Source organism: Rhizobiaceae bacterium (assembly GCA_023953845.1).
In the GTDB taxonomy this organism is placed as follows: Bacteria; Pseudomonadota; Alphaproteobacteria; order Rhizobiales; family Rhizobiaceae; genus Arvimicrobium.
The window spans coordinates 537,943-563,550 of sequence record JAMLJC010000001.1 but is presented as its reverse complement, the minus strand read 5'-3'; the positions used below and the strand labels follow the sequence as shown (position 1 = coordinate 563,550).

Here is a 25,608-nt window from a genome sequence, read left to right as displayed (position 1 = left end):
TGCTCTGTCCGGATTCACGCCGTCGGTTTTCGTTTCCGGCGAAGGAACGGCCGGAGCCGTCGCCAGACCGGAGAAAGCACGTAGCCGGTCAGCGGTATAGCCACAGCGCCGATGGCCAGGCCGGCAAGGCCGGAGAACAGGGCCTGGGCGACCCACGAGACGAAGCCGTCGAAGGCCGGCACCGCATGCGCGGCCCATTCGGACAGGTCGTGTGCGAGATGGCTCGGCCCTTCGATGCCGAACACTTCCAGCCCATGCAGGACGATGCCGCCGCCAACCCATATCATCGCGGCGGTTCCGACCGCGCCCAGCGCGGTGAGGAACAACGGCATTCCCGAGACCAGCATGCGCCCGGTCCGGCGGACGATCCTTCCGGCCAGATTCGGCCATTCGGTGCGCGCCAGCGCCACGCCGGCGTCGTCGGCTTTGACGATCAGGGCGACGACGCCATAGACGGCGATGGTGATGACCAGGCCGACGATCGCCAGCACGATCGCCTGTGTCCAGAAGCCGCTTTGCGGCACCGCGCCGAGAGTGATGGCCATGATCTCGGCGGACAGAATGAAGTCGGTCTTGATCGCGCCGGCGACTGTCCGGTCCTCCAGGGAATCGGCGGACGGAGCGATCGGCTCGAGTTCCGACACGTGCTGGTGGGCGGCATGCGGCACGAGAAGCTCGAAAACCTTCTCCGTTCCCTCATAGGAGAGATAGATGCCGCCGATCATGAGAAGCGGCGTGATCGCCTGCGGCAGGAACAGGCTGAGCAGCAGCGCTGCCGGCAACAGAATCAGCAGCTTGTTCTTCAGCGATCCGACGGCGATCTTGCCGATGATGGGCAATTCGCGCGCGGCCGACAGTCCGGTGACGTAGCGCGGGGTGACGGCGGTGTCGTCGATCACCACTCCGGCGGCCTTGGCGCCGGCCTTCGTCGCCTGCGCGGCGACGTCGTCGAGAGACGCGGCCGCCGCCTTTGCGAGCGTGGCCACGTCGTCCAGCAGCGCGATAAGGCCGACACTCATCCGAAATCCGTTTCCTTTTAGAATCCGCGGCTCTTTCGCCACGATCCCCACGGCCTCTTAGAACAACAATGCCGCTGGCGGGATGGGCAATCGTATGGGTTCGTATTGGTTCCACAGGATGGGCAGGGAGCGGTTGCCGAAACGCGACCGTTCCGCCCTTGTTTCACCCTTTTGCGATGCGATTGATCCAATGATTCGGCCGTTCCGGGGGCGGATTGGTCGCAGTCGGCATGGATCGTCGGTATTCTGGCGAGGTGGACTAAGGGGGCCGGCGTGTAATATGAGGCTGGCCCACGGAACACGACGGCGTGTTCGTCCACATGGGAGTTTCTCCTTGTCATCGTCAACCATTCTCGAGGTCCGCAGCGGTCTCGGCTGGCCGAAGATGCTTCGGCTGGCTTACCTCGACATCGTCGACGGCCTGTCGCGCTGGCGCACATGGACGTATCTGTCGTCGCACGACATCCGCCGGCAATACCAGCGCTCGCTGCTCGGCCCGTTCTGGCTGACCCTCAACATGGGCATTCTGGTCGGCGCGCTGGGCTGGTTCTATGCCGGCGTGTTCGGCCAGGCGATCGATACGTTCCTGCCCTATGTGGCGCTCGGTTTCATGGTCTTCGGGCTGATCTCGGCGATCATCAACGAATCCTGCACTGTCTTTTCCGGCGCCGCCGCTTCGATCAAGCAGTCGCAACTGCCGCTGAGCTTCTATGTGTTCAAGCTGCTCTCGCGGCACGTGATCGCCTTCGTGCACAATTTCGCGATCTACGTGATCGTCTGGCTCATCTTCCCGATCCCGCTCGGCTGGAGCGTTCTCCTGGCGATTCCCGGCCTGATGCTGATCCTGATTTCGGGTTTTTTCGCCGCGCTGCTGATCGGGCCGATCGCCGCGCGCTTCCGCGATATCCCCCCGATCGTCGGCAGCATCATGCAGATATTCTTCTTCCTGACGCCGATCTTCTGGAGCGCGGAGGTGCTTTCCGACCGGGCCTACTTCGTCCATGTGAATCCGTTCTATCACTATCTGGAACTGGTTCGGCGGCCGTTGATGGGCGGCATTCCCAGCGATCTCAGCTGGATCGTGGCCGGTTCGACGACGCTGTTCGTCGCCGTCATCGCCTTTATCTTCTTTGCGCGCTACCGCGCGCAGATTGCCTATTGGGCCTGATCAGACATGTCGAGCATCGTCCTTGAAAACGTCACGGTCGACATCCCGATTCTCGGGGCCGGAACCCGTTCGCTGAAGAACAGCCTGCTTTCGGCCGCCACGGGCGGCACGATCAAGGTGCGCGACGGCTACAAGCTGTCCGTGCGCGCCGTAGACAACCTGTCGCTGTCGCTGAAGCGCGGCGACAGGCTGGCGCTGATCGGGCACAATGGCGCAGGCAAATCGACGCTGCTGCGGGTCATGGCCGGTATCTACCCGCCGAGCGAAGGCAGCGTGCGCGTCGAGGGCCGCATCGCGCCGATCTTCGATCTCGGCTTCGGCATGGACCCCGACAGCACCGGCTGGGACAATATCGTGCTGCGCGGCATCGCGCTCGGGCTTTCGCTGGACGAAATCCGCGCCTCGACCGACGAGATCGCGGAGGTATCCGAACTCGGCGACTTCCTCGACATGCCGATCCGCACCTACTCTGCCGGCATGTCGGCGCGCCTTGCCTTCGCCATCTCGACCTCGGTGAAGGCCGATGTGCTGCTCATCGACGAGGGGATCGGCGCGGGCGACGCGTCGTTCATCAACAAGGCGAAGCAGCGCACCAACAGGATGATCGAGGAAGCGGGTCTGCTCGTGCTGGCGTCGCATTCGGATCAGCTCGTCATGGACTGGTGTACGCAAGGGCTCTGGATGGAGCACGGCAAGGCGCGCATGATCGGCCCGGTGGCCGAGGTGCTGTGGCACTATCGCACATCGGTGGAGGCAGCGGCGGCAGCGTCGGCCTGACCATTTTCATGTCGGCGAGACGTTTCACCCGCCTGCTGCGAGCGATTTTTGAAAACCATTTGACTGAATGCCATGGCGATGCAACTCTACGCCCATCAATGGGGCGCAGGACATGGCGCTGAAGGGGACAAATCAGGAATTCGGACGGCCCTACAACCGGCGTATCGTGCTTGAATCGATCCGGTTGCACGGCCCGGTCACGCGGGGCGATGTCGCCGAACGCGTCGGCCTCACGGTGCAAACCGTCTCCACCATCGTCCGCGAACTGGAGGAGCAGGGCTATCTGCTCTCGCTTCGGGAGGAGCCCAAGGGACGGGGGCTGCCGCCGGCGATGCTCAGCATCAATCCCGAGGGCGGTTTCGCCATCGGCATCCACGTGACGCCGCGCGGCATCGACGCCGCGCTGATCGATCTCAGCGGCGATGTCGTGGGTGGCTTGCACGAGGAGGCCGCCAACGCATCCCCCGACGATGCATTTGCCGTGATCGGCCGCATGGTGCCGGAACTCAAGGCCCTGCGCCCCGGCGGGCGCATTCTGGGGGCCGGCATGGCGCTGCCCGGGCCGTTCGGCGTGGAATCCATGAGCTTCGTCGGCCCGACGACCATGGCCGGATGGGAGGGCTTTCCGCTGCGGGAGCGCCTTGCGGAACTGACCGGACTGCCGGCATTCCTCAACACCGACATGGTTGCCGCGGCGCTGGGCGAGCATCTTTACGGCCTCGGCACCGAGCTTTCCGAATATTACTATCTGTTCTTCGGCGTCGGTCTCGGAGGCGCCATGGTGCATGAGGGTGCCGTCCTGCGCGGCGCCTGGGGCAATGCGGGAGAAGTGGGCCATATTCCCGTCGTTCTCGACGGAGAGTCGTGCCCCTGCGGCAATCGCGGCTGTCTGGAGCGCTATGTCTCGCTCGATGCGCTGGGCCGCTGGCATGGCGGGGAAGCCGACTGGGTCGCGCAGATCGCACCGATCTTCCGCAATGCGATCGCGACGATCGAAAACCTGTTCGATCCACTTACCGTGGTGCTCGGCGGCCTCGCGCCGGGCGGCCTGCTGCAGCGCCTTGCCGATCTGGGAAGCGAACTGCCGAATTCCGTATCGGCGCGCAGGGATCGCGCCGTGCCGCGCCTGATGGTGGCGCGGGGAGGCGAGCATTCCGTGTTGCGCGGCGCTGCCGCTCTGGCCGTTTCCGGCGTCCTGTCGCCGCGCTTCGGCCAGATGTTCGCGGAACGGACCGAAGCGCCAGCCGGACGGGAGATCGCCGCATGAGGGAGCCGCTTCTCGTCCTTGAGGACATCCGCAAGAACTATGGCGCCATCGAAGCGCTCAAGGGGATCAGCTTCTCCATCGGCAAGGGCGAGGTGGTGGCGCTTCTTGGCGACAATGGAGCGGGCAAGTCGACGCTGGTGAAGATCATTTCGGGCGGCCTCGATCCGACTTCGGGCCGCATGCTCTTCGACGGCAAGGAATTCCTCGCCAGATCGCCTGCGGAAGCCAAGGCGGCCGGCATCGAGACGGTCTATCAGGACCTCTCGCTCTGCACTAATGTCGACGTGGTCGCGAATTTCTTCATGGGCCGCGAGATCACGCGCTCCTTCCTCGGCATCCCGATCCTCGACGAGGCCGCGATGGAGCGCGAAGTCGCCAAGGCGCTCGCCAATGCGGGAACGCGCATTCCCTCGCTCAGGACCAATGTCGAGCACCTCTCAGGCGGCCAGCGGCAGGCCATCGAGCTGAACCGCTTCGTCCATTGGGGCGGCAAGCTGGTGCTGCTCGACGAGCCGTTCGCGGCGCTCGGCGTCGAGCAGACGCGGCGCGGCCTCGACATGATCCGCCACGTCGCCAACAAGGGCATCGGCGTCGTCATCATCACGCATATCATGCAGCAGGCATTCCAGGTCGCCGACCGCATCGTCGTCATTCGCCAGGGTGTGGTGGCTGGCGACGTGCCGACAAAGGAAACCAGTCCCGACGCGGTGATCAGGATGATCACGGGCGAAACGCTTGCCGGTGCCGGACCGGCAGGCTGAGGGGCGGACAGAAAAGGGGTTCCGGTGCAACAGGAGCGAACGAAATGAAACGGATACTCATGGGCGTATTCGGCATCGTGGCACTCGCCATGACGATGCTGACGCCGGCCTTCGCGCAGTCGAAGGGCACGGTCTACTATATGGTGCCGACGCTGCTTGACGAATTCCAGACCGGCTCGGTGAGCGCTCTGGAAATGTTCCTGAAGCAGGTCGGCTATGAGATGAAGACGCTCAACGCCGACAACAAGACCGACGCCCAGCAGAGCCAGATGAACGACGTCATCGCGCTGAAGCCGCAGGCGATCGTGCTCGCCGCCGTCGATTTCAACGCGCTGAAGCCGTCCATCGAGGCGGCGCGCGCGGCCGGCATTCCCGTGGTCGAATTCGACCGCCAGATCACGTCGACGCCGTCCGACTTCACGTCGGTCGCCGGCACGATCGAGATCGGCTATGTCGCGGCGGAGCAGGCGCAGAAGCTGCTCACAGAGAAGAACGGCTCGGTCAAGGGCAAGATACTGCAGGTGCTGGGCGATCCGGGCGATCCCTACACGCTCGACATCCAGAAGGGTTTCGAGGAGAAGATGAAAGCCTTCCCGGAGGTCACCATCATCTCGCAGCCCGCCATGCAGTGGGAAGCCTCGAATGCCGGCACGATCGTGGCCGACTCGATCGTCGCCAATCCCGACATCGATCTGATCTTCAGCCACGCCGCGCATCTTTCGGTGGCTGCCGTGGCGTCGCTCGAAGCTGCCGGCAAGAAGCCGGGCGACATCCTGATGATGAGCTCGAACGGCGCCCCCGTCGGCCTCGACCTGATCCGCAAGGGCTGGCTGAACGTCGAGGTGGAGCAGCCGCTCTACGCGCAGGCGGCGGCGGTCGCCATGTTCATGGACAAGGTCGTCAACAAGCAGGAGATCAAGGCAGGCGAATATGACGTGCTCGGCCTCAACTCGATCCTGACGATCGAATCCTGGGGTCCGAACCTCAAGATCCCGGGCGCTGCGATCGACAAGTCGAATGTCGATGATCCCAAGTTCTGGGGCAACATGAAGCCGCCTTCAGATACGGTGAAGTCGGTGGAGTGACATCGGACGCGCCCCGCAAGCTGCGGGGCGCTTCTTCTCCGGCCGTATTTGAACCTGATCTCCATTGGTTAGCGCATGAGTCCTCGCACCCGCCGTATCCTTGAGCTTGTCCTCGACAATCTCGTCTGGTTCATGCTGCTTTTCGTGCTGGCGATCTTCTCGATCTTCGTGCCGAACTTCTTCCAGCTCGGCATCTTCGCCAACATCGTCGAGGCCTCCAGCGTGCTCGGCGTCATGTCGATCGGTCTGGCGCTCGTCATCATCACCGGCAACATGGACCTGTCGGTAGAATCGGTCGCCGCGCTGGCGGCCATGACCGTCGGCATCCTCTTCTGTTCGGCCGGCATAGGCATCGGCGTGACGCTCTATCCCGAATGGCTGATGGTGCCGGTATCGCTTCTGATCGCTCTGACCGTCGGCGGGCTGATCGGCGCGCTGAATGGCTTTCTGATCGTCAAGGTGAAGATGAACGCCTTCATCATCACGCTTGCTTCCTATATCTGGGTGCGCGGCCTCGTCGTCGCCGTTTCCGGCGGGCGTTCCGCGCAGGACCTCGCCCCGTCGATCCGCTGGTTCGGCATCCAGCGCGTGCTCGGCCTGCCGCTGACGGCCTGGATCGCCATCGCCTGCTTCGTGGTCTTCTCGCTTATCATGGCCAAGACGCCGTTCGGCCGGCATCTCAAGATGATCGGCGGCAACGAACAGGCGACCTATCGCGCCGGTATCCGGGTGACGCGCAACCTGATCATAGCCTTCATCATGGCCGGCGCCATAGCGGGCATGGCGGGCTGGCTGCTCACCATCCGCACCTCCGGCGCGACGGCCAATCTCGGCGTCGGCCTGTTGTTCAACGCCTTCGCCGCAGTCGTCATCGGCGGCGTCAGCCTGAAGGGCGGCGTCGGCGCGTTGCCGGGCGTCTATGCCGGTGTGCTGCTGCTTTCGTCGATCAACACCGCCATCAACCTGATGGGCCTTCCGGCGAACTTCACGCAGGTCATACACGGCCTGCTGGTGCTGGCAGCCGTCCTGCTCGATACGCTCAAGCAGACCATCAGACAGAAGCTGAATTAGGAGAGAAACTTGGCAGGGAGGCTCGAGGGCAAGGTCGCGCTGATCATCGGCGCGGCGCGTGGGATCGGCAAGGGCATCGCTCTGCGTTTCGCCGAAGAAGGGGCGAAGCTGGTGCTTGCGGATTTCGAGGCGGCGTCCGGCGAGGCGACCGCCGCCGAACTCGGTGTGCCGTTCATACGCACCGACATTTCGCAGATGGCGGATGCCGAGGCCGCGGTGACGCTGGCCCTGAAGGAGCATGGCCGGCTCGACATCGTCGTCCAGAACGCTGGCATCTATCCCTGGCAGCTGATCGAGAACACCAGCCCGGAAGACTGGGATCGCGTCATGGGCGTCAACCTGCGTGGCAGCTTCAACGCGGCGCGCGCCGCGCTGGCGCCGATGAAGACACAGCACTACGGCCGCATGTTGTTCACCTCGTCGATCACCGGGCCGCACGTGACGAGCCCCGGCCACGGCCATTATTCGGCGTCCAAGGGCGGAATCAACGGTTTCATCCGTTCGGCCGCGCTGGAGTTTTCCGGTTATGGCATCACCGTCAACGGCGTCGAGCCGGGCAACATCATGACGGAGGCGATCCGGGAGCAGCGCGGGCCGGAGTTCATCAAGAGCATGGAGGACGCCATTCCGCTCGGCAGGCTGGGCAGCCCGCGCGACGTCGCCAACGCCTTTCTATTCCTGGCTTCCGACGACGCCGAATACATTACCGGCACGACGATCGTTGTCGATGGGGGGCAGCTTCTGCCGGAGGGCGCGGACTTCCGCATCCTGCCTTCATGATCCTCGATTTCGGCGAAGGATTCTTCCTGCGCCGCGCGACGAACGACGATCATGCGGCGTTCTGCGGGGTCTGCCTGAAAACCGGCGACGCCGGCAGGGACGCGACCAGCCGTGAGGACGATCCCGACCTGATGGGCATGATCTATGCCGTGCCCTATCAGGTCTGCGCGCCGGATTTTGCCTTTGCCATTGAAGGACCGGAAGGCGTTGCCGGCTACCTGTTCGGCATGCCTGACACGGCAGCCTTCAATGCGTGGCTCGCCGACGAATGGTATCCGTGGCTTCGGCTGCGCATATCCGATCCCGGGCCGGACGAGAACCTTTGGCGCGGCAGCGATTGGGCGCGGCGGATCGTCCATCACCCGGACCTCTCGATTCCGCCGGCTCTAAAACCCTATGCATCCCATGGCCATATCGATCTGCTGTCGCAAGCACGGCGCAGGGGGATCGGGATTGCCTGCATGCGGTTCCTTCAGGCAAGGCTGGCGGAGGCCGGATCGGGTGGCATGTATCTCGATGTCCACCCGCAAAACCTGAAGGCGCAGGCGTTCTATAGAAGTCTTGGCTTCGACGTCGTATGCGGTGAAGGACTGCCGCAGACTTCGGTATTCATGGCGAAACGGTTCGGGTAGGGCGCCCCTTTTTCGCCGGTTCCGCTACACCCGCTGCCCCTCGGCATCGAACAGAAAGACCTTGCCCGCATCTATGCCGAAACGGGCTTTCGCACCTGTTTCGAACGGCTCGTCGGTACGGCTTTCGACCGTCACCAGGCTGCCGTCGGACAAGTTGGCGTGGACATAGGTCACGCCGCCCAGGCGCTCGATCACGCTGACCTCGCCGGCAAGCGCCGCCCCGGAGGTATCCGGCGCAACGAAATGCTCTGGCCGGATGCCGAGCGTGACCTCCGTGCCTTCGGCGGGCGCCTTGCCGCGCGGCGTGACGACAAGGCGGGCGAGGCCGATCGCCGGCGCGCTTACCGCCACGCTATCGTTTTCCTTACCCACGACCCTTGCCTTGACGAAGTTCATGCGAGGCGAGCCGATAAAGCCGCCGACGAACATGTTGTCCGGATTGCGGTAGAGTTCCAGCGGTGCGCCGACCTGCTCGATATGGCCGGCGCGCAGCACGACGATGCGGCTCGCCAGCGTCATTGCCTCCACCTGATCGTGCGTGACGTAGATCATGGTCGAGCCTAGTTGCTGGTGAAGCCGGGCGATCTCGATGCGCATCTGCACACGCAGTTCGGCATCGAGATTGGAAAGCGGCTCATCGAACAGGAACACTTCCGGTTGGCGCACGATGGCGCGGCCGATGGCGACGCGTTGGCGCTGGCCGCCGGAAAGCGCGCGCGGCTTACGCTGGAGATAGGGTTCGAGATGCAGGATGCGCGCGGCCTCGGCCACCTTCGCGTCGATCTCGGCCTGCGGCAGGCCGGCCATTTCCAACGGGAAACCCATATTCGCCGCTACCGTCATGTGCGGATAGAGAGCGTAGGTCTGGAAGACCATGGCGATGCCGCGTCTGGCCGGATCGACATGCGTGACGTCCTTACCGCCGATCTCGATGCGGCCCTCTGTCGTGCTTTCCAGCCCGGCGATCATGCGCAGCAGCGTGGACTTGCCGCAGCCCGAAGGACCGACGAAGACGACGAATTCGCCATCCTCGATGGTCAGATCGACGCCGGTGATGACTTCGGTTTCGCCGAAGCGCTTCTTCACGGAATGGAGGGAGAGACCTGCCATGGGCGACCCTATTTGACCGCGCCTTCGGTGAGGCCGGAGACGAACCAGCGGCCGACGAAGGCGAAGAGGATGACGACGGGGATCGTCGCGGCGGTAGCGCCCGCGAGCAGCAGGCCCCAGTCGATCTGGTATTGTCCGATGATGCCGGCGAAGCCGACGGGAACGGTTCGTTTCGCATCCGATACGATGAGGACGGAAGCGAACAGATATTCTGTCCACGAAGCGATGAAGGTGAAGATGGCGACGCTGGCTATGCCCGGCGCGATCAGCGGCGTCAGGATGCGCAGGAGGATGACGCGCGGCGGCGCGCCGTCGATGACGGCCGCTTCCTCGATCTCGCGCGGCACCGAGGCGAGGAAGGAGCGCATCATCCAGATCGAGAAGGGCAGCGCGAAGGCGATGTTGACGATGACGAGGCTGGTGCGCGTGTCGATCAGACCGAGCCGAGCGAACAGCCCGTAGATCGGGATGAGCACGACGACGCTCGGGAAGGCATAGGCGAGCAGGATGACGCGGTAGAGCGCGGCGCGACCCGGAAATTCCATCCGGAAGAAGGCGTAGGCCGCCGGCAGCGCCAGAGCGATGGTGAAGGCGGTCGAGAACAGCGCCACCACGAGGCTGTTGACGAAATAGGCCGGAAAATCCGTCGACTGGAACAGCTTTTCGAAATGCTGCGGCGTGAAGGAATGCGGCACCATCGTCGGTATGCGGCTGATGATTTCGCGGGGCAGCTTGATCGAGCCGGTGACCACCCACCAGAAGGGCAGGCCGATGACGAGGACGAGCAGCGCCAGCCCGCCATAGAGCGCAAGGGATTGTGGCAGCGTGCGTTTCATCTCGCCTCCTCGCTGGCCGTCATGGCGCGCGTGGCGAGCAGGGCGAAACCCATCAGGAGCAGGCTGGTGAGCACGGAGACGGTGGCCGCCTCGCTGAGTCTGTAGCCCTTGAAGGCCGTCTCGTAGATCAGCACCGGCAGCGTCTGGGTCGCCTGTGAGGGGCCGCCCGCCGTCAGCAGCCAGATCACGTCGAAGACGTTGAAGGAAAGCAGCGTGCCGACCACGCCCAGAACCATCAGCGTCGGCTGGAGCAATGGCCAGGTGATGCGGGTGAAACGCCTGACCGCGCTCGCGCCATCTATGCGCGCAGCTTCGTAGAGGTCCGCGGGAATGCGCGTCAGCCCGGCCAGCATCATCAGCGCGGTGAAGGGGAACCAGCGCCAGGAGTTGATCATGACCAGCGAGGCCATGGCGCCTTCGCGGGTGGCGAAGAAGCCGACCGGGCGGTCGATGATCCCGAACTGGATCAGCAGCGGATTGACCATGCCGCCGGATGTCGACAACAGCCAGCGCCAGATGATGACGACGACCACGGTGGGCACGATCCAGGTGAGGATGATCCAGGTGCGGGCTATGCGCACGCCGGGGAATTTCTGGTGGAGGATCAGCGCCACGCCAAGCGCAAGCGCCGTCTGCACGACGGCATTGGCGACGACCCACAGTACGCTGCGCCCGAAGGCGTTCCAGAAGCCGGCGCCGCCAAGGACCGAGACGTAATTGTCGAAGCCGACCCAGCTTCCGGCCGTGCCGATCACGCCGACATTCTGGAACGAGAGGATGATCGCCTGCACCAGCGGCCAGCCGAGCACTGCGGCGAGGAAGATGAGCGCCGGCGTGACGAAGAGGAAGGCGAGGCGATGGGAGGTCATAGTTGGTGCACTGGAAGGATACCCCCACCCCCAACCCCTCCCCACAAGGGGGAGGGGGATACTGAAGGGGCAGCGCCAACATTTCCGGCACTGGAGGAGGAGGCGCCGACATTGTCCCCCTCCCCCTTGTGGGGAGGGGTTGGGGGTGGGGGTATCTTCATACCGCCACGCTCCCGGGCTATTTCCCCGCGATCTCGCTCATCCGGGTCTGGCCAAACTTCACCGCATCGGCCGCGCTCTGGCCATCGACGACCATTTTCTGAAGCGCCTCGGCGATGACGTTCTGGCCGGAGATCGCGCCGATGGACGGGAAGACCTTGCCGGTGGTGAAGCCGAACAGCTTGCCGTTCTTGGAGTTGGCGATCATCGTCTCGACCTGGGCCTTGTACTTGGTCACGACCGGATCGCTCCAGAACGATTCCGCGGTCGCTCCATCATTGGTGACGGGCAGGAAAAGCCCCGGCTCCATGGTCAGGAAGCGGCCGTAATTCGCGGGCTCCAGCAGCCAGGCCAGGAAGGTCTTTGCGGCGGCCTGCTTGGCCTCGTCCTTGGTCGTCAGCATGATGGCGTTGGAGTAGGAGATCGTGCCCGACTCCGATTTGTCGTCGGCGTGCGGCACCGGGGCGACGCCGAGGTCGGCGGCATCGGCCTCCGCCTGCGTCTCGTAGGTGTTGATAACGCTGAACTGGAGGATGGTGCCGCAGGCAGCGCTTGCGAAGCAGGCCTCGGCCTCGCCCCAGGTCCAGCTCGTGGAATCCGGCGGCGAAAGCTTTTGCAGCGCGCCATAGGTCTCGAAGGCGGCGACCGTCTCCGGCTTGTCGAAGGTGATCGCGCCATCCTCGGCATAGATATCCTGCGCGCCGCTGTTGACCATCAGCGCGTAGACGGTCTGGTCGGTGTAGAGCTGCTTGTTGGCAGGCAGGCCGACGCCGTATTTGCCATCGACGGAGAGCTTTTCGGCCGCTGCTTTCCACTCGCTCCAGGTCTTCGGCACCTCGATGCCGGCTTCCTTCAGCGCGCTGTTCCGGTACCACATGGAGATCGCCATGTTGTAGGCGGGGATGGCCCAGGTGTGTCCGTCATACTGATAGGGCGCGATGGTCGCCGGCACGAAGCCGTGCTTTGCCTCCAGATCCTTGGCGAGATCGTCCACCGGCACGACCGCGTCGATGCCCTTGATGACTGTGGTGAAGTCCGGAATGCCGAACAGCAGGTCCGGCCCGGTGCCGGCGGCGAAGGCGGCCGGCGCCTTGGCATAGACCTCGCCCCAGCTCTGCGGCTCCTGCTTCACCGCGATATCCGGATGCGCCTTGTTGAACTCGTCGAGCAGTTCCTGCATCCGCTGCACGCGATGCGGCGGCTGCTCCATGTGCCAGAGCGTGATGCTCACCGGCTCCGCCCAGGCGGTGCCGGCCATCAGAAGCGTGGCGAAACCTGCGACTGCGAAAAGTCTGGACTTCATTTTCTTGCTCCCTGTTTGCCGCGGTTCCACGCGCGGCGATGCTTCAAAGATGCGGATTGCGCGGTCTGTAGCGCTTGACCAGTTCGGCGTTGTTTTCCGCCGCGCCCGGCATGTTGGCGCTGAGATAGATGGGCGCGCTCGCGCCGGAGGATTGCAGGCGCGCCGCAGCTTCAACCAGCACGGCATTCATCAGCGCCGCGCCGATCGACGTCGACACCGGCCCGACCTTGAGTTCGCTGCCCGAAACGGGAATCGTCGCGTCTCCGGAAGGCGCGCCATTGTCGAGGACGATGTCGGCGACATCTGCAAGCCGTGTGCGACCTCGGGCAGCTTCCCGCGAATATGTCTCCGAGGTGATGGCGATCACGGTTGCGCCGCGCTCCTTGCCGATCTTCGCGGCTTCGACCGGTGCGGCGTTCACGCCGCTGTTGGAGACGACGAAGAGCACGTCGTTCGGCCCGACCGGATAGCGGTCGAAGATCGGCTGGACGACGCCCGACATGCGTTCAAAGGCGGTCGAGGCGATCGCTCCTTCATGCAGCATGGTCGCCGTGGCAAGGATGGGAACGGTCAGCGCGAGACCGCCGGCGCGATAATGCGCCTCCTCGGCCAGCACATGGCTGTGGCCGGTGCCGAAGATATAGACGAGCCCGTCCTTCTTCGCCGTAGCCTCGACGGCGTCGGCCGCCTTTGCGATCGCGTCAGCATTGGCGGCGAAGAGCGCGCCGATACGGGCGGTCAGTTCGGTCAGATAGGCCTGTGCTGTGGGAGCGTCGGTCATGGTGCCTTCGTCAGACTGAGTTTGACCCGCATGGTGAAGCAGTCGGCCCGATAGACGGAGCGCACATATTCCAGCGGCCGCCCGGCGCTGTCGAAGGTGCGGCGGGTGAAGCGGAGAACCGGAGCGGTGGCGGGTATGTGGAGCGCGGAAATCGCCGCCGTGTCGGCGAGGTCGGCGCGCACCGTTTCCTCGGCCTCTGTGGGAATGACGCCGTAGACGTCGCGCAGGACGCGATAGAGCGAATCCTTGGAGAAGTCCGTCTTTTCGAGCAGACCCGGCGCCAGCGAAACGGGGATTTCGGTGCGTTCCATGGCGAGCGGCTCGGCATCGACCAGACGCACGCGCACGAGGCGGTGGACCAGCGTGTTCTCCGCGATGTCGAGGCCGCGCGCCACTTCGGCATCCGCCGCACCGATGCCGGCATCGAGAACGACGCTCGACACTTTCCTGCCGCCGCGCTGCATCTCCTCCGTAAAACCGTGGAGAGTGCGCGATTCCTTCTCGATGACGGGATGGGCGACGAAGACGCCGCGCCCGACGCGCGTTTCGACCAGTCCGCGCTTTTCAAGCGATTTCAGCGCCTGACGCGCCGTCATGCGGCTGGCGCCGAGCTCGTCGGCGATCTGTCTTTCGGAGGGAACACGGTCGCCGCTCTGCAATGCGCCCGAACCGATCTGTTCCTCCAGCCAGCGCGCGATGCGCTGGTAGAGCGGAGCGTCAGCCTCGAGCGTGAGTTCGGTTGCCATGCCGGCGGTATATCCCGCTATTTCCAGTGGTATGTACCACGTCGGCTAACGGCGTCAATCGGGGCGTTGCAGAATCATGTCGCGCTGGCGTGCATAGTTGGCGAAGGCCCGGTCCCATGCGCCCTGCAAGCCGCGAGACGGTTCCTGCCGGCGGGCGATTTCCCGCGTCGAAACGGATGCGTGGCGAACGGAGGGATAAAGGCCGATCGAGGTTGCGGCCAGAAGCGCCGCGCCGCGCGCACCGAACTCCGATCCCGAGGGCACGGCAATCGGCTTGCCGGTCGCATCCGCCAGCATCTGTGTCCAGACGCGGCTGTTCGCGCCGCCGCCGGTAAGCAGGATATCGCCTTCGACCGTAGGCAGATGCTGCAGCAGGTCACGGATCGCGAGGATGACGCCTTCATAGACGGCGCGCATCATGTGGGCGCGACCGTGGCGCGGCGTCAGTCCGAAGAAGCCTGCGCGGGCGCGCTGGTCAAAGACGGGCGCGATGATGCCGCTCTCGGAGAGGTAGGGCAGATAGACGACGCCGTCGCAGCCGATTGATACGGCGGAAACCATGGCGTCGAGGCGGACGAACAGATCGGCGCTGCGTTCCGTCTCGCCGAGGATGTTGGCGATCGCCCAGTCGAGGTTGAGCGTGCCGGCGACGTTGACCATGGACCGGAACCATGCGCGGTCGGGCAAGGTGAAGAGAAGACCGAGGTCGGGCGGCGTGAAGACGGGCTCGTCCGAAACGACGCCCGCGATGCAGGTGGTGCCGAGCACTACAAGCGCCGTGCCCGCCTGAAGCGCGCTCGCACCGACGATGGTTGAGGGAACGTCACCGGCTCCGATGGCTACCGGCGTGCCTTCGGCAAGGCCGAGGTCCTGCGCGGCCTCTCTCGCGAGCGCGCCAGCCAGGCTCTCGGAATCCAGCGCTTTCGGGAACTTGTCGAGGACATCCGTGAGTCCGAACAGCGCGAACATTTCCGGGCTGCGGCTCCTCCCGCGCGCGTCGCCGGGCGCCACGGCCGCCTCGGTCCGGTCGGCGGCGGCGAGGCCGGTCAGCTTCATGCGCAGGAAATCCTTGTAGCTGAAGACATGCGCCGCACGGGCGAAGGTATCGGGCTCGTTCTCGCGGAGCCACGCGGCGACAGGCAGGCTGCAGCCCTGCTGCATCACGCAGCCGTCGGCGCGGAAGATGCGGCAATAGAAATCAGGATCTTGCGCAAGCCTCTGGTCGAGCATGTCCTGCGTGCGGCTGTCTTCCCAGTTGATGCCGGGGCGCAAGGCGTTGCCTTCTGCGTCCACCAGCCATGCGCCGACCATGGCTGCGGAAATACCGATGGCCGCGATGTCCGTCGGCGCGACAGCGGACTTCGCTATGACCTCGCGGATCGCGCCTCTTGCTGCATGCCAGGCCGTTTCCGGGTCGCATTCCACCCATCCCGGATGCGGGCGATCAAGCGGCACGGGCTCGGCTGCTCGCGCCAGCTCGCGTCCCTGGATGTCGAATATGGCGGCCTTGGTGAGCGTCGACCCGGCGTCTATGCCGAGGAGATAGCGAGGCATTTCAATCCATCAGGTGCGGCGGGATTGCCTATCCGCCGCTCCCTAGCGCATGTCTCCCGACGTGGAAACGGGTTTCAGGGCCCCGCGCCTCTGCAGCCAGCGGGCGGTCAGTCCTTGACGTCCGTCTCCGGGCGATCGTCGCCTTTCACCACTTCCTGATGCCAGGAACCGTCGCTGGTCTGATATTCGATGCCTTCCGTGGCGCCCGCGACGCGCTGTTCGCCCGCCGCCTGCTCGGCGGCGCGGTGTGCCTCGTCGCGTGACGCGAACGTCTCAGAAAACACGTTTCCGACCTTGTAGGCCCAGCCGCCATCGTGCTCGACGATTTCATATGTGATCCGTGTCATGGTCGCCTCGTCTACAGCAGCTTGTCTGTGACTTCGACGGTGATCGAGGCATCGACGTCGCTGGCTGCGGCGTGAACCACGCGCGTCACGCGAAACTCCTCGACGCCGTCGCCATTCGGAACTGTGACATGCTCGCCGATGCGCGGCACGACCGCGAAATCCATATCGAAGGCCTCGGACGTCATGTCCGGCGAGACGCGGCAGCGAATGCCCATGGACCATTCTCCTCGTTTCGTTCGATCTCCCGGGTTACATGGCGGGTGAGCGGAGAAGGTCAAGGTCCGGCCAGATTCACGCCCAGTGGGCGTCGATCACCCGGGGTGGTATGAGCAATTGCTCCATGTCGGCTCTACGCATTGGCTTGCCGAGCAGATAGCCCTGCAAGTGGTCGCAGCCGATTTCCATCAGCCGTTCCTGCTGCGCCGGGGTCTCCACCCCCTCGGCCGTGGTCGCCAGGCCGACGGCGCGGGCGAGATCGACGATCGCCTTGACTATGGCCTCGTTGCTTCCCGACTTGCCGAAGCCGTTGATGAAGCTGCGATCGATCTTGATGCGGTCCACATCGAGATGCTGAAGCCGGGCCAGCGAGGAAAAGCCGGTGCCGAAATCGTCGATGGCGATCGCCACGCCGAGTTCCCGCAACGCGGCGATATTTTCCTGCGCGGAACCGGAATCGTCGACGATCGCGCTTTCCGTGACCTCCAATTCCAGCCTATGCGGTTGCAGACCGGTCGCCATCAGCGTTGCGGCGACGCGCGTCGCGAATCCCGGATTGCGCAATTCGATTGCCGATACGTTCACCGCGACGGTTTCGATCGGCCATCGCGACGCGGCGTCGCAGGCCTGCCGCAACACGACCTCGCCTATCTTCTCGATCAGACCGCTTTCCTCCGCGACCGGGATGAAGACATCCGGGGGAATGAAGCCGGATTCGGGGTGAATCCAGCGCATCAGGGCTTCGGCGCCGACGATTGTCCCGCTTTCCGCCGCGCAGATCGGCTGGAAGTAGGCTTCGAGCTGGTTTCCCGACACGAGCGCTGCGCGCAGGTCGCGCTCCACGGTGCGACGGCGCTGGATGGCTGCATCCATGCCTTCCGAGAAGATCGCGTAGCGGCTGCGGCCGGCGCTCTTGGCGTGGTAGAGCGCGATGTCGGCCTTGCGCGTCAGCTCTATGCGATCGAAGCCATCCGTCGGCGCGCATGCCACCCCGACGCTGATGCCGATGAAGACCTGGCTGCCGTCGACCTCGAAAGGTCTGCGCACCGCGTCTATGATGCGCGAGCAGAAGCCGGACAGCCGCTCGCTGTTGGTCGCTCTCGGCAGGATAATGGTGAACTCGTCGCCTCCGACCCGGGCAACGAAATCGCCGGGTTCAGTCAGCAGCTTCAGCCTGTTGGCAAACTGCACGATCAACTGGTCGCCCGCCGGATGGCCGAGCGAGTCGTTGACCTGCTTGAAGCGGTCGAGATCGAGATAGAGCACGGCGAGCTGCGATTGCCCGTTGCGCGCGCGGCCGATCTCGCGGTCGAGCGTTTCCTCGAAGTGCACGCGGTTCGGCAGGCCGGTCAGCGTATCGTGGAACGCCAGATGGCGAATGGTGAACTCGCTGGAGACGAGCTTCAGCGATCTTTTCCGGACAGCTACCAGCAGCAGGCCGAGGATGGTCGCCACAACCACGAAGACCGCAGCAAGAACAGGAGTAATCCGGCCGGCCACCTCGCTGCCGGGGCGATGCGGACGCCACGCGACATAACCCAGTGTTTCACCGCCCGACGTATGCAAGGCGATGCTCGCCTCGCCGTTGACCGCGTCCTCGGTCGGAGCGAAGCGAAGTCCGTCCAGAAGATATTCCTTGGCGAGATCCTTCAGCACGTCGCCGTCCAGCAATCTGACGGCGATGTGAAGATACTCCTCGCCCGGCGTCTGCTCGATCTTTCCGGTGTCGGATACGATCGGCTTGACGCTGATGATGGCAGGCCGGCCCCAGAACAGGCTGATGTCGGAGACGCCGGGCGTAAGGACGCGGTCGTTAACGTCGCTCATGTCCGAGCGGCGCAGCTTGTCCCGCAGCGCCGCCACCATCGGCAATATGGCCGGTTCGAGGTTGGCGAACTGACTGTTGTCGATCACCGTCCCGTCGAAGGAGCTGAAGATCGGCCGGTCGCGCGGATCGAGGATGAAGGCCCCGTCATGGCCGAAATAGGTGTGCATCCAGACGCCGAGATTCGCGTCCATCCAGCCGGTGTCGCGCTTGGCGACGTTGCGCACGGCGTCGTCCCATACCGCCGAACTCTCCTGATCGTGGGCGATCGACGTGCGAAGTCTGGTGACGGCCAGATTGACGAGTCTTTCCTGACGCTCGAACGCCGTGCGGTCTGCTTGCCAGGTCGACCAGAGCAACGGAACGATGACGGCCACCAGCATCGCCGCGGACAGCACGGCGACAGGCAGGACATATTTGTGCAACACGTGCGTGTTGCCGACACGCTTCAGCAACCGTTGCATGGCCGTCCCATCTGATCGTCCCGCTGCTATAGGGGAGACCAGTTAAGGCCCGGTGCAGATTGCGGAAGATCGCACTGAAATGGGTGAAGAGGACGTAAACGCGAGCCCTCTCGCTGGAGTCCGAAAGGTTTCGGGATACGGTGTCTTCCAGTCGTTGTCAGGCGGGTTTCGGCTTTGCAGCGCGCGAAGCGCGTGCCGGTTTTGACGCCGCATCGCCCGCCGGGGTGGTGGACAGGACGGCCGCGGATTTGGGTGTGCGCGGCGTGGCGGTCTTGGCGCTGATCTTTCGCGTCGCCTTCAAGGGAGCGGCAACGGCTTCACCGGCTATCTCCGCTTCCACCTGCCTCGTTGCTTCCTGCCAGTGGTATTCGTGGTTGCCGTGGGCGCGCCCCTCGCGTTCCCAGAGTTCGTAGGCGCGGGCACGAATTCTGTCTTCCTTGCCGGACATTGTTGCCTCCTGAAGCGGCTTTGTTCGGTGGATGCAGTATCTACCGTCGCAGTTGTATCGCATTCCCCATGCCACTCAAGCGTCATTTCGCAGGTGCGAGACATGGACGCGGCCGGCGAAGGCGGATCGCGCTTGCGTCGGCCGAAAAGTGCGACCATGCTTCCGCAGCCAGCCATTTCGCCCGCGGATCGTCATGCCTTCGCTCAGCCTGAGAATAAACCTCGACCCCGAAGGCCGTCTCGGGCCTGGCAAGATCGATCTACTCGAGAACATAGCCACCTTCGGCTCGATCTCGGCGGCGGCACGCGGCATGGACATGTCGTACAAACGCGCCTGGGATCTGGTCGAGGAACTGAACCGGCTTTTTCCCAAGCCGCTGGTTTCGGCCAAGACGGGCGGCAGGCGAGGCGGCGGTGCCGAACTCACACCCGCCGGTCTTTCCGTCGTCGCCCGCTTCCGCGCCATCGAGCGCGCCGCGCAGTCTGCCGCGGAACCGCATCTCGCCGCCTTGCAGAAGGAGGTCGCGGGAGAGTGATCGGGCGGGATACCGTCCGTCAGTGAAGGCCAGACCGATCTGGCCCAAATGGCCAAGACGCCTGAGAGCAAATTGGCGCGCGCGTCCGGGCCCTATATGCGCTATGGCGTGCCGACAACATCCGAGCTTCGATGCATACTCCCGGCACTCCCGATTCCTCCGCGCGCTATGCCGCCTTCCGGCACGGCGCCTTCCTGAGATTCTGGCTCGCGCGCTTCTTCACGACGTTCGCCGCGCAGATCGTCTCCGTCGCTGTCGGCTGGCAGATCTACGATCTGACGCGCGATCCGTTCGACCTCGGCCTCGTCGGCGTGGTCCAGTTTCTGCCGTCGCTCCTGCTGGTTCTCGTCACCGGCGTTGTCGCCGACAGGTTCGGCCGGCGGCTCATCATGGGGCTTGCCGTCGTCCTGGAGGCGCTGTGCGCTCTGGCGCTCCTGCTGCTCACCCTGCACGGGTTGAGCACGCCGCTCCCCGTATTCGCCGTGCTGGCAGTGTTCGGTGTGGCGCGCGCATTCTTCGGTCCGGCATCCGCCTCGCTGGTCGCGAATCTGGTTCCCGCAGAGATTTTCTCGAACGCGGTCGCGTGGAATTCGTCGGCTTGGCAGACCGCGACCATAGTCGGCCCGGTGGCGGGAGGCCTGCTCTACGGCGTCGCGCCGGAAGTGGCCTACGGTGTCGCCGTAGCAATGATGGCGGTTGCTTCGATCCTGATCTTCTCCATTCCGAAGCCTGTTCAGCGCAGCGAGACCGAAAAGCCGTCGCTGGAGACCCTGTTCGCGGGTTTCCGCTACATCTGGGGCGAGAAGATCGTGCTCGGCGCGATCTCGCTCGACCTGTTCGCCGTGCTGCTGTCGGGCGCCGTCGCGTTGCTGCCGGTCTATGCGCGTGACATACTGGAACTCGGACCCTGGGGCCTCGGTCTCCTGCGCGCCGCGCCCGGCATCGGTGCCATCGCCGTGGCGATCTGGCTCACGGGCCATCCGATCCGCGACCATGCGGGCCTGGTGATGCTGTTCTTCGTCGGGCTGTTCGGCGCGTTCACCATCGTCTTCGGCGTCTCCGAGATACCGTGGCTGTCGATTTTCGCTTTGGCGATGCTGGGCGCCACGGACATGGTGAGCGTCTACATCCGCGAAACCCTGATCCAGCTCTGGACGCCTGACCGCGTGCGCGGGCGGGTCAACGCGGTCAACATGGTGTTCGTCGGCGCCTCCAACGAACTCGGCGAATTCCGCGCCGGCACCATGGCGGCCCTGATCGGCACCGTGCCGGCGGTCGTGTTCGGCGGTGTCGGCGCGATCGCCGTCGCGGGGTTGTGGGCGGTGCTCTTCCCGGCGTTACGGAAAGTCAGGAGGCTTGACGGCCGGACCTAGTGCCGCCGTCCTTGGGCGTTCCGAAGATGATGCCGAGGAACTCGGTCAGCCAGCGCTTCAGATGCATGTCCCAGATCATCCTCCCGCCGAGATGATCGCGCCCGGGCTGGGCGTTCGGCAGTTCGAAGCGATGGGCGCCGTGCACGACCCAGCGCTGCATCATCACACGCGTCAGTTCCGCGTGGAACTGGATGCCCCAGGCATTGTCGCCGTAGCGGAACGCCTGATTGGGATAGGCGTCGGCCGTGGCGAGGAGCTTTGCATCCCTTGGCAGCGAAAAGCCCTCGCGATGGAACTGGTAGACCATTTCCGGCCATTTCATCATCGCCTCGCCTTCCGCCGTCGGCTTCAGCCCGTACCAGCCGATCTCGACGACGCCGTCCGAATGCCCCTCGACCTTGCCGCCGAGGTGATTGACCAGCATCTGCGCGCCGAGGCAGATGCCGAGAAAAGGCCGGTTCTCCGTCAACGGCACGGACAACCAGTCGGTTTCCCGTTTCACGAACTCGTCGGGATCGTTGGCGCTCATCGGGCCGCCGAAGACGACCGCGCCCGCGTGATCGACCAGCGTCTCGGGAAGATGGTCGCCGAGCGGCGGCCGGCGGATATCCAGATCGAAACCGCTTTCGACGAGAAGTTGCCCGACCCGCCCCGGCGAGGACCGCTCCTGATGCAGGACGGTCAATATCTTGGGTCTTCCGTTTGCCGCCATTGCCGAAAGTTTAATTGATGGTCTTCGATCCGGCGTGGTTCCGGGCCGCTTGCCGGGCCACGACGCGTTCCCTGCCGCCGACGCCCAGCAGTTCCGCGATGCGCCACAGCGTGTTGTCCTCGAGTTCGTGCAACTCGCCGTCCGCGTAGCACACCTCGAACATGAGGCGGACGAAGTCGTTGCGTGCTGCCTCGTCGAGATTCCGCTTGAGCACGCTCGTGAAGGCATAGAGGTCGATCGCCTCGCTGTCTGCCTTCTCGCCGTCGGACAGCAGCTTTTCGAGAGCGTTGCCTCCGATATTGTAGGTTTCCGCCAGCAGGGCCCTGATGCGCTCCCGCTCGACGTCCTGACGGCTGCCGTCGGCGTCCATCACATGAAAGAGCAGCGCAGCCGCGGCGACGCGTGGATCTTCGGTCTCGCTTTCGTGCGAGTCGCCGGGAAGCTCTTTCAGGAAACTGATCAACCGTTCGAACATTTCACCGCCCTTCGCCGGCCGGAAAGCCGCCGTGCCCCGTTCAACCTAACTGCGATTCCCAGATAGGTGCAACTCACCCGAAAGGCGAGGGCCGCCGTGTGCTGTGGTCAGAACAGACGAAACCGGCGCGGTTCGTTGTCGTTCGCCTCGGAGGGATCGACGCCCGGATCATCCGGCGGGCGTGACGGATCGAAGGACGAAGGTCTGGCGAGATTGCTCGCCGCGTCCGGCACTTTCGGCGCTGCGGGTAAAGGGGCTGCGGGCTGCAATTGCGGAGGCTGTTGCCCGACCGTTTCGGTTTCCTGTGCTGCCGCCGGTTTCGGACGTTCTGTCTCGACGACGGCCGGTTTTTCCGGCTCGGCAGCGGCCGCCTGCGTTTCCGTGACGACGACAGCCGCAGGCTCCTGCCGGACTACGGGTGCAGCGCCCGGCAGGGCGGTCGGCACCACCGCCTCCTGCGGGCCTTCCTGCTCGATCAATTGGCCGACGCGTTCGACGGGGACTTTCCATTCGAAGGCGTCCAGACGGCCGGTCACGGGCGAGATCGGCGCCCAGCGCTCGGAAATATAGCCGTCGGCCACCCATGCCGGGTCGCGCGGCGCACGTACCGCCTTCGACAGCCATTGCCGGATGCGGCCCTGATCGCCCGTCTCGGCTTCCTCGATATCGGCGAGCAGCAGATAGACGCGCTCCTGCGGCTGTAGCCGCGCCGCCGTCTCGGCCTCGGCACGCGCCAGTCGGTAGTCACCGGCGTCGAGTGCGGCACGGGCGACGGCGAGCGAGGATTCTGCGTTGTTGCTGCGCATTGACTGCAAGCGTCTTGCCCGATGCAGGCGGTCGCCGACGGCGTCGCCGCTGCGCGCATGAATATAGAGATCGGCGATCTCCGGATGCGGTTCGGCGCGCCATGCGGTTTCGAGGATCTTCGCGCCCTTGCGCACATCGTCCTGCTGGAAACAGGCCTTCGCGGCCGCGACGGCTGCCGGCGCGAAGTTCGGCTGGAGCCTGTTGGCCTCGATGGCGGCGGCGCGAGACGCGTTGCGGTCGCTTTCGGCCAGCGCGATCGCCTTTGCCGTCAAAAGCACCGCGCGGCGGCGGTCGGTCGCAGCCTTGTCCGCCTGCTTCGCAGTGCGCTGCGCATCAACGAGGCGCAGCGCGCCGTCCCAGTCGCCCTGCGCGGCCTTGTCGTCCAGCGTGGCGTCCGCCGCCCAGCCGAGCTGAGGCGCGAGTTCGGCGGCGCGGGAGGCGTAGTGCCGGGACACGTCGCGTTCGCCAAGCCGCTCGGCTTCCAGATACAGGCCGTGCAGGCCTAGCAGCCGCATTTCCGGGTCGTCGAGCATCGTCTCGAATTTCTTGCGTGCGGCGTCGTGATCGCCTTCGAGAATCGACGCCTGGGCCTCAAGCAGGTGGATAAGCGGTTCCTGATCGGCATTGATGAGCTTGGCGGCCTGCCTGCTCATGTTGCGCGCCAGCACCGCGTCCCCCGCTCCGGCCGCGATCATGCCGGTCGAGAGCGCCTGATAGCCGCGGTCGCGGCGGCGCACGCGAAAATAGCGCGATATCAGGTATGGACTGTTCCATATGGTGCGCAGCAGCCACCATCCGATCATCACCGTGGCGACAATGGCGACGATGGCGACCGCGGCGACCATCAGGCTCACCTGATACTGGTAGCCGTCGAAGGTGACGACCATGTCGCCCGGTCTGTCGGCCAGCCAGGCGAAGCCGAGCCCCAGCGCGAAGACGACGATCAGAAAAAGCAATATGCGGATCATGAAGGCTCCGATCCTCGTCAGACGGTTTTCATGGCCTCGGCGATGGCCTGATCGACCAGCGCCTCGACATCGAGTCGTGCCTTGATCCTGGCCGCGAAGCCGCTGCCCGCAGCTTTCGCCGCCTCGGGAAGCGTGTCGTATTCGGCAACAACCTTGGCAAGGTCTCCGGCCTTCAGCGCGGCTTCCATGCGCGCGACCGTCTCCGGCACGCCCGCGCCCTCGACGCTTCCGACGGGCCGCACCGTGACCAGCGAGGCGGCGCTTTCCAGAAGCTGGTCGAGATAGCCGGCATTCGGGTCGGCCGGATCGGCTGCGGCGATCATGGCGTTTGCCGCACCATCCATCTCCGCCAGCAGGTCGTCGCGCGTGGCGACGCCCGTCTCGGCACGGGCGCGCAGGCCGGCAAGCTGCGGCACGTCGGGGCTGATGGCCGCAAGCGTTTCCAGTTCCGCGGCGAAGGGCTGCCCGCGCTCTATGGCCGCCTTCAATGCCGAAGCGGCGATGGAGAGCGCGATCTTCGGCTGGTTCGCCTGCGCGTCGATTTTCCCGGATAGCGAGGCCACCGTCTCTTCCAGCGTCGCCAACCGTCCATCGCCGGCGTTTAGCTCATCCGTCGCCGCCTTGATCCCTTCTTCCAGAGCGGCGATCCTGTCGTTGAGCGGCGTGAGATCGACCGCCGCGCCGCCCGCCGATTGGCTGACGGCGGAGAGTTGGGTCTGAAGCTCCGCGATTTTCGAATCCAGCGCCGCCAGACCGGCATTCTCGCCCGCACCGCCGGATTCCACTGCCGATTTCAGCGCACCGACGTCGTCCGCGAGCGTCGCTATCCTCGCCTGTAGGTCCGCGACAGCCTGTGCATCGATGCCCGTACTTCCGGCGGTTTTCAGCGTTGCCAGTTCCGTCTGCAGACTCGCGATCTCGGCGCGCAGGCCTTCTATAGCAACTGCGTCACCGCCGCTGCCGCCGGGAGCCGGCAGCAGGCCGCCATATTGCAGAGCTCCCGCTCCGACGAGCGTGACGACGCCGCCGATGATGCCGGCCGCTATTGCGGAGAGGCCGTTGCGTCGGGGCTCGGATTTGACCGGCGCAACCGGGCTTCCCCGCCTCGGCGCTTCGTCGGCATGTTTCATGTCCGGCTTCTCGGAAGTATTCTCCGGCTCTTTTCCAGTGGGCGTGCTTTCCGCGGACAAATTCTTCGACTCGTCGCCGGCGAGCAGCGCTTCGTCGGAGGCGGTGGGAGACTCGCTGACCGGTATCTCCTTGCTGACCGGTTCCGTCATGGTGAACCCCGCGCCTTCCACCACAGGCGGCTGCGCATCTTCCGTAGCAGACGTGTCGCCGAGCAACGACGGTTCTGGCGACGCTCGTCCGGTAGACTGCGGATCGGAATCGCGGTTTACGGGCGACGCTTCGAGATCGATCGTCACAGGGTCCTTGCGCGATTTCGAATGCCGCACACTGGGAGTCTTGACCATGCGTTTCTCCGTTTGGTGACGCGCCGTGCCGAAGTCCGGCCCAGC

At 64.7% G+C, this 25,608-nt stretch carries 26 protein-coding genes; 10 read left to right on the top strand and 16 right to left on the bottom strand.

Annotated elements, in window-relative coordinates; translation table 11 throughout:
- Nucleotides 1-14 precede the first annotated feature (14 nt).
- A complete protein-coding gene (locus M9955_02835) occupies nucleotides 15-1,019 on the bottom strand; it encodes a DUF808 domain-containing protein (protein MCO5080576.1) in 1,005 nt (334 codons plus the stop codon).
- A 334-nt stretch (nucleotides 1,020-1,353) separates the two neighbouring features.
- Between M9955_02835 and M9955_02830 the strand changes: the two genes are divergently transcribed.
- The 8 genes from M9955_02830 to M9955_02795 all read left to right on the top strand — a co-directional run bounded on the left by M9955_02830 (nucleotide 1,354) and on the right by M9955_02795 (nucleotide 8,560).
- Nucleotides 1,354-2,187, top strand: coding sequence for an ABC transporter permease (locus M9955_02830; GenBank protein MCO5080575.1), 834 nt, complete (start codon nucleotides 1,354-1,356; stop codon nucleotides 2,185-2,187).
- A gap of 6 nt (nucleotides 2,188-2,193) precedes the next feature.
- Nucleotides 2,194-2,964: an ABC transporter ATP-binding protein gene (locus M9955_02825; GenBank protein ID MCO5080574.1), complete on the top strand. Its 771-nt coding sequence runs from the start codon at nucleotides 2,194-2,196 to the stop codon at nucleotides 2,962-2,964.
- A gap of 112 nt (nucleotides 2,965-3,076) precedes the next feature.
- Nucleotides 3,077-4,231, top strand: coding sequence for an ROK family transcriptional regulator (locus M9955_02820; GenBank protein ID MCO5080573.1), 1,155 nt, complete (start codon nucleotides 3,077-3,079; stop codon nucleotides 4,229-4,231).
- On the top strand, nucleotides 4,228-4,992 hold the full coding sequence (locus M9955_02815; protein ID MCO5080572.1) for an ATP-binding cassette domain-containing protein: 765 nt from the start codon (nucleotides 4,228-4,230) through the stop codon (nucleotides 4,990-4,992). Before M9955_02820 ends, M9955_02815 begins: the two co-directional genes overlap by 4 nt.
- Before the next feature lie 44 nt (nucleotides 4,993-5,036).
- Nucleotides 5,037-6,077: a sugar ABC transporter substrate-binding protein gene (locus tag M9955_02810; GenBank protein MCO5080571.1), complete on the top strand. Its 1,041-nt coding sequence runs from the start codon at nucleotides 5,037-5,039 to the stop codon at nucleotides 6,075-6,077.
- Between the two features lie 75 nt (nucleotides 6,078-6,152).
- Nucleotides 6,153-7,148: an ABC transporter permease gene (locus M9955_02805; protein MCO5080570.1), complete on the top strand. Its 996-nt coding sequence runs from the start codon at nucleotides 6,153-6,155 to the stop codon at nucleotides 7,146-7,148.
- 9 nt (nucleotides 7,149-7,157) lie between these two features.
- Entirely contained in the window at nucleotides 7,158-7,928 is a 771-nt protein-coding gene (locus M9955_02800; protein MCO5080569.1) for an SDR family oxidoreductase, read from the top strand.
- Nucleotides 7,925-8,560 carry a GNAT family N-acetyltransferase gene (locus M9955_02795; GenBank protein MCO5080568.1) on the top strand — a complete coding sequence of 212 codons (636 nt, stop codon included), beginning with the start codon at nucleotides 7,925-7,927 and terminating at the stop codon, nucleotides 8,558-8,560. Before M9955_02800 ends, M9955_02795 begins: the two co-directional genes overlap by 4 nt.
- 24 nt (nucleotides 8,561-8,584) lie before the next feature.
- Here the strand turns inward: M9955_02795 and ugpC are convergent, their stop codons facing one another.
- The 11 genes from ugpC to M9955_02740 form a co-directional block, all read right to left on the bottom strand.
- The gene (ugpC, locus tag M9955_02790) at nucleotides 8,585-9,670 is read right to left on the bottom strand and encodes a sn-glycerol-3-phosphate ABC transporter ATP-binding protein UgpC (GenBank protein MCO5080567.1); all 1,086 of its coding nucleotides are present in this window, start codon (nucleotides 9,668-9,670) and stop codon (nucleotides 8,585-8,587) included.
- An 8-nt stretch (nucleotides 9,671-9,678) separates the two neighbouring features.
- On the bottom strand, nucleotides 9,679-10,506 hold the full coding sequence (locus tag M9955_02785; protein ID MCO5080566.1) for a carbohydrate ABC transporter permease: 828 nt from the start codon (nucleotides 10,504-10,506) through the stop codon (nucleotides 9,679-9,681).
- Entirely contained in the window at nucleotides 10,503-11,375 is an 873-nt protein-coding gene (locus M9955_02780) for a sugar ABC transporter permease (protein MCO5080565.1), read from the bottom strand. The genes M9955_02785 and M9955_02780 overlap by 4 nt, the downstream gene beginning before the upstream one ends.
- A 178-nt stretch (nucleotides 11,376-11,553) precedes the next feature.
- Complete coding sequence (locus tag M9955_02775; GenBank protein MCO5080564.1) at nucleotides 11,554-12,837, bottom strand: extracellular solute-binding protein; 1,284 nt, start codon at nucleotides 12,835-12,837, stop codon at nucleotides 11,554-11,556.
- 43 nt (nucleotides 12,838-12,880) lie between these two features.
- A complete protein-coding gene (locus M9955_02770; protein ID MCO5080563.1) occupies nucleotides 12,881-13,618 on the bottom strand; it encodes an SIS domain-containing protein in 738 nt (245 codons plus the stop codon).
- Nucleotides 13,615-14,364, bottom strand: a complete 750-nt coding sequence (locus tag M9955_02765) for a GntR family transcriptional regulator (protein ID MCO5080562.1) — start codon at nucleotides 14,362-14,364, stop codon at nucleotides 13,615-13,617. Before M9955_02765 ends, M9955_02770 begins: the two co-directional genes overlap by 4 nt.
- Before the next feature lie 54 nt (nucleotides 14,365-14,418).
- Nucleotides 14,419-15,918 (bottom strand): carbohydrate kinase, encoded by a 1,500-nt coding sequence (locus tag M9955_02760; protein ID MCO5080561.1) that lies wholly within the window; start codon nucleotides 15,916-15,918, stop codon nucleotides 14,419-14,421.
- Nucleotides 15,919-16,025: 107 nt separating this feature from the next.
- Entirely contained in the window at nucleotides 16,026-16,265 is a 240-nt protein-coding gene (locus M9955_02755) for a DUF2188 domain-containing protein (GenBank protein MCO5080560.1), read from the bottom strand.
- Nucleotides 16,266-16,276: 11 nt separating this feature from the next.
- Nucleotides 16,277-16,480: a hypothetical protein gene (locus M9955_02750; GenBank protein MCO5080559.1), complete on the bottom strand. Its 204-nt coding sequence runs from the start codon at nucleotides 16,478-16,480 to the stop codon at nucleotides 16,277-16,279.
- Between the two features lie 76 nt (nucleotides 16,481-16,556).
- A complete protein-coding gene (locus M9955_02745; GenBank protein MCO5080558.1) occupies nucleotides 16,557-18,770 on the bottom strand; it encodes an EAL domain-containing protein in 2,214 nt (737 codons plus the stop codon).
- Between the two features lie 157 nt (nucleotides 18,771-18,927).
- Nucleotides 18,928-19,218 carry a DUF2934 domain-containing protein gene (locus M9955_02740; GenBank protein ID MCO5080557.1) on the bottom strand — a complete coding sequence of 97 codons (291 nt, stop codon included), beginning with the start codon at nucleotides 19,216-19,218 and terminating at the stop codon, nucleotides 18,928-18,930.
- 193 nt (nucleotides 19,219-19,411) lie between these two features.
- Here M9955_02740 and M9955_02735 point away from each other — a divergent pair, with 193 nt between their 5' ends.
- On the top strand, nucleotides 19,412-19,753 hold the full coding sequence (locus M9955_02735) for a winged helix-turn-helix domain-containing protein (protein ID MCO5080556.1): 342 nt from the start codon (nucleotides 19,412-19,414) through the stop codon (nucleotides 19,751-19,753).
- 131 nt (nucleotides 19,754-19,884) lie between these two features.
- A complete protein-coding gene (locus tag M9955_02730) occupies nucleotides 19,885-21,126 on the top strand; it encodes an MFS transporter (protein ID MCO5080555.1) in 1,242 nt (413 codons plus the stop codon).
- Here M9955_02730 and M9955_02725 read toward each other — a convergent pair.
- The 4 genes from M9955_02725 to M9955_02710 all read right to left on the bottom strand — a co-directional run bounded on the left by M9955_02725 (nucleotide 21,101) and on the right by M9955_02710 (nucleotide 25,563).
- Nucleotides 21,101-21,838 (bottom strand): glutamine amidotransferase, encoded by a 738-nt coding sequence (locus M9955_02725; protein MCO5080554.1) that lies wholly within the window; start codon nucleotides 21,836-21,838, stop codon nucleotides 21,101-21,103. The genes M9955_02730 and M9955_02725 overlap by 26 nt on opposite strands.
- Nucleotides 21,839-21,848: 10 nt before the next feature.
- Nucleotides 21,849-22,313 carry a TerB family tellurite resistance protein gene (locus M9955_02720; protein ID MCO5080553.1) on the bottom strand — a complete coding sequence of 155 codons (465 nt, stop codon included), beginning with the start codon at nucleotides 22,311-22,313 and terminating at the stop codon, nucleotides 21,849-21,851.
- 107 nt (nucleotides 22,314-22,420) lie between these two features.
- Nucleotides 22,421-24,088, bottom strand: a complete 1,668-nt coding sequence (locus tag M9955_02715) for a heme biosynthesis protein HemY (protein MCO5080552.1) — start codon at nucleotides 24,086-24,088, stop codon at nucleotides 22,421-22,423.
- A gap of 17 nt (nucleotides 24,089-24,105) precedes the next feature.
- Nucleotides 24,106-25,563, bottom strand: a complete 1,458-nt coding sequence (locus M9955_02710) for a phage tail protein (GenBank protein MCO5080551.1) — start codon at nucleotides 25,561-25,563, stop codon at nucleotides 24,106-24,108.
- Nucleotides 25,564-25,608: the final 45 nt, after the last annotated feature.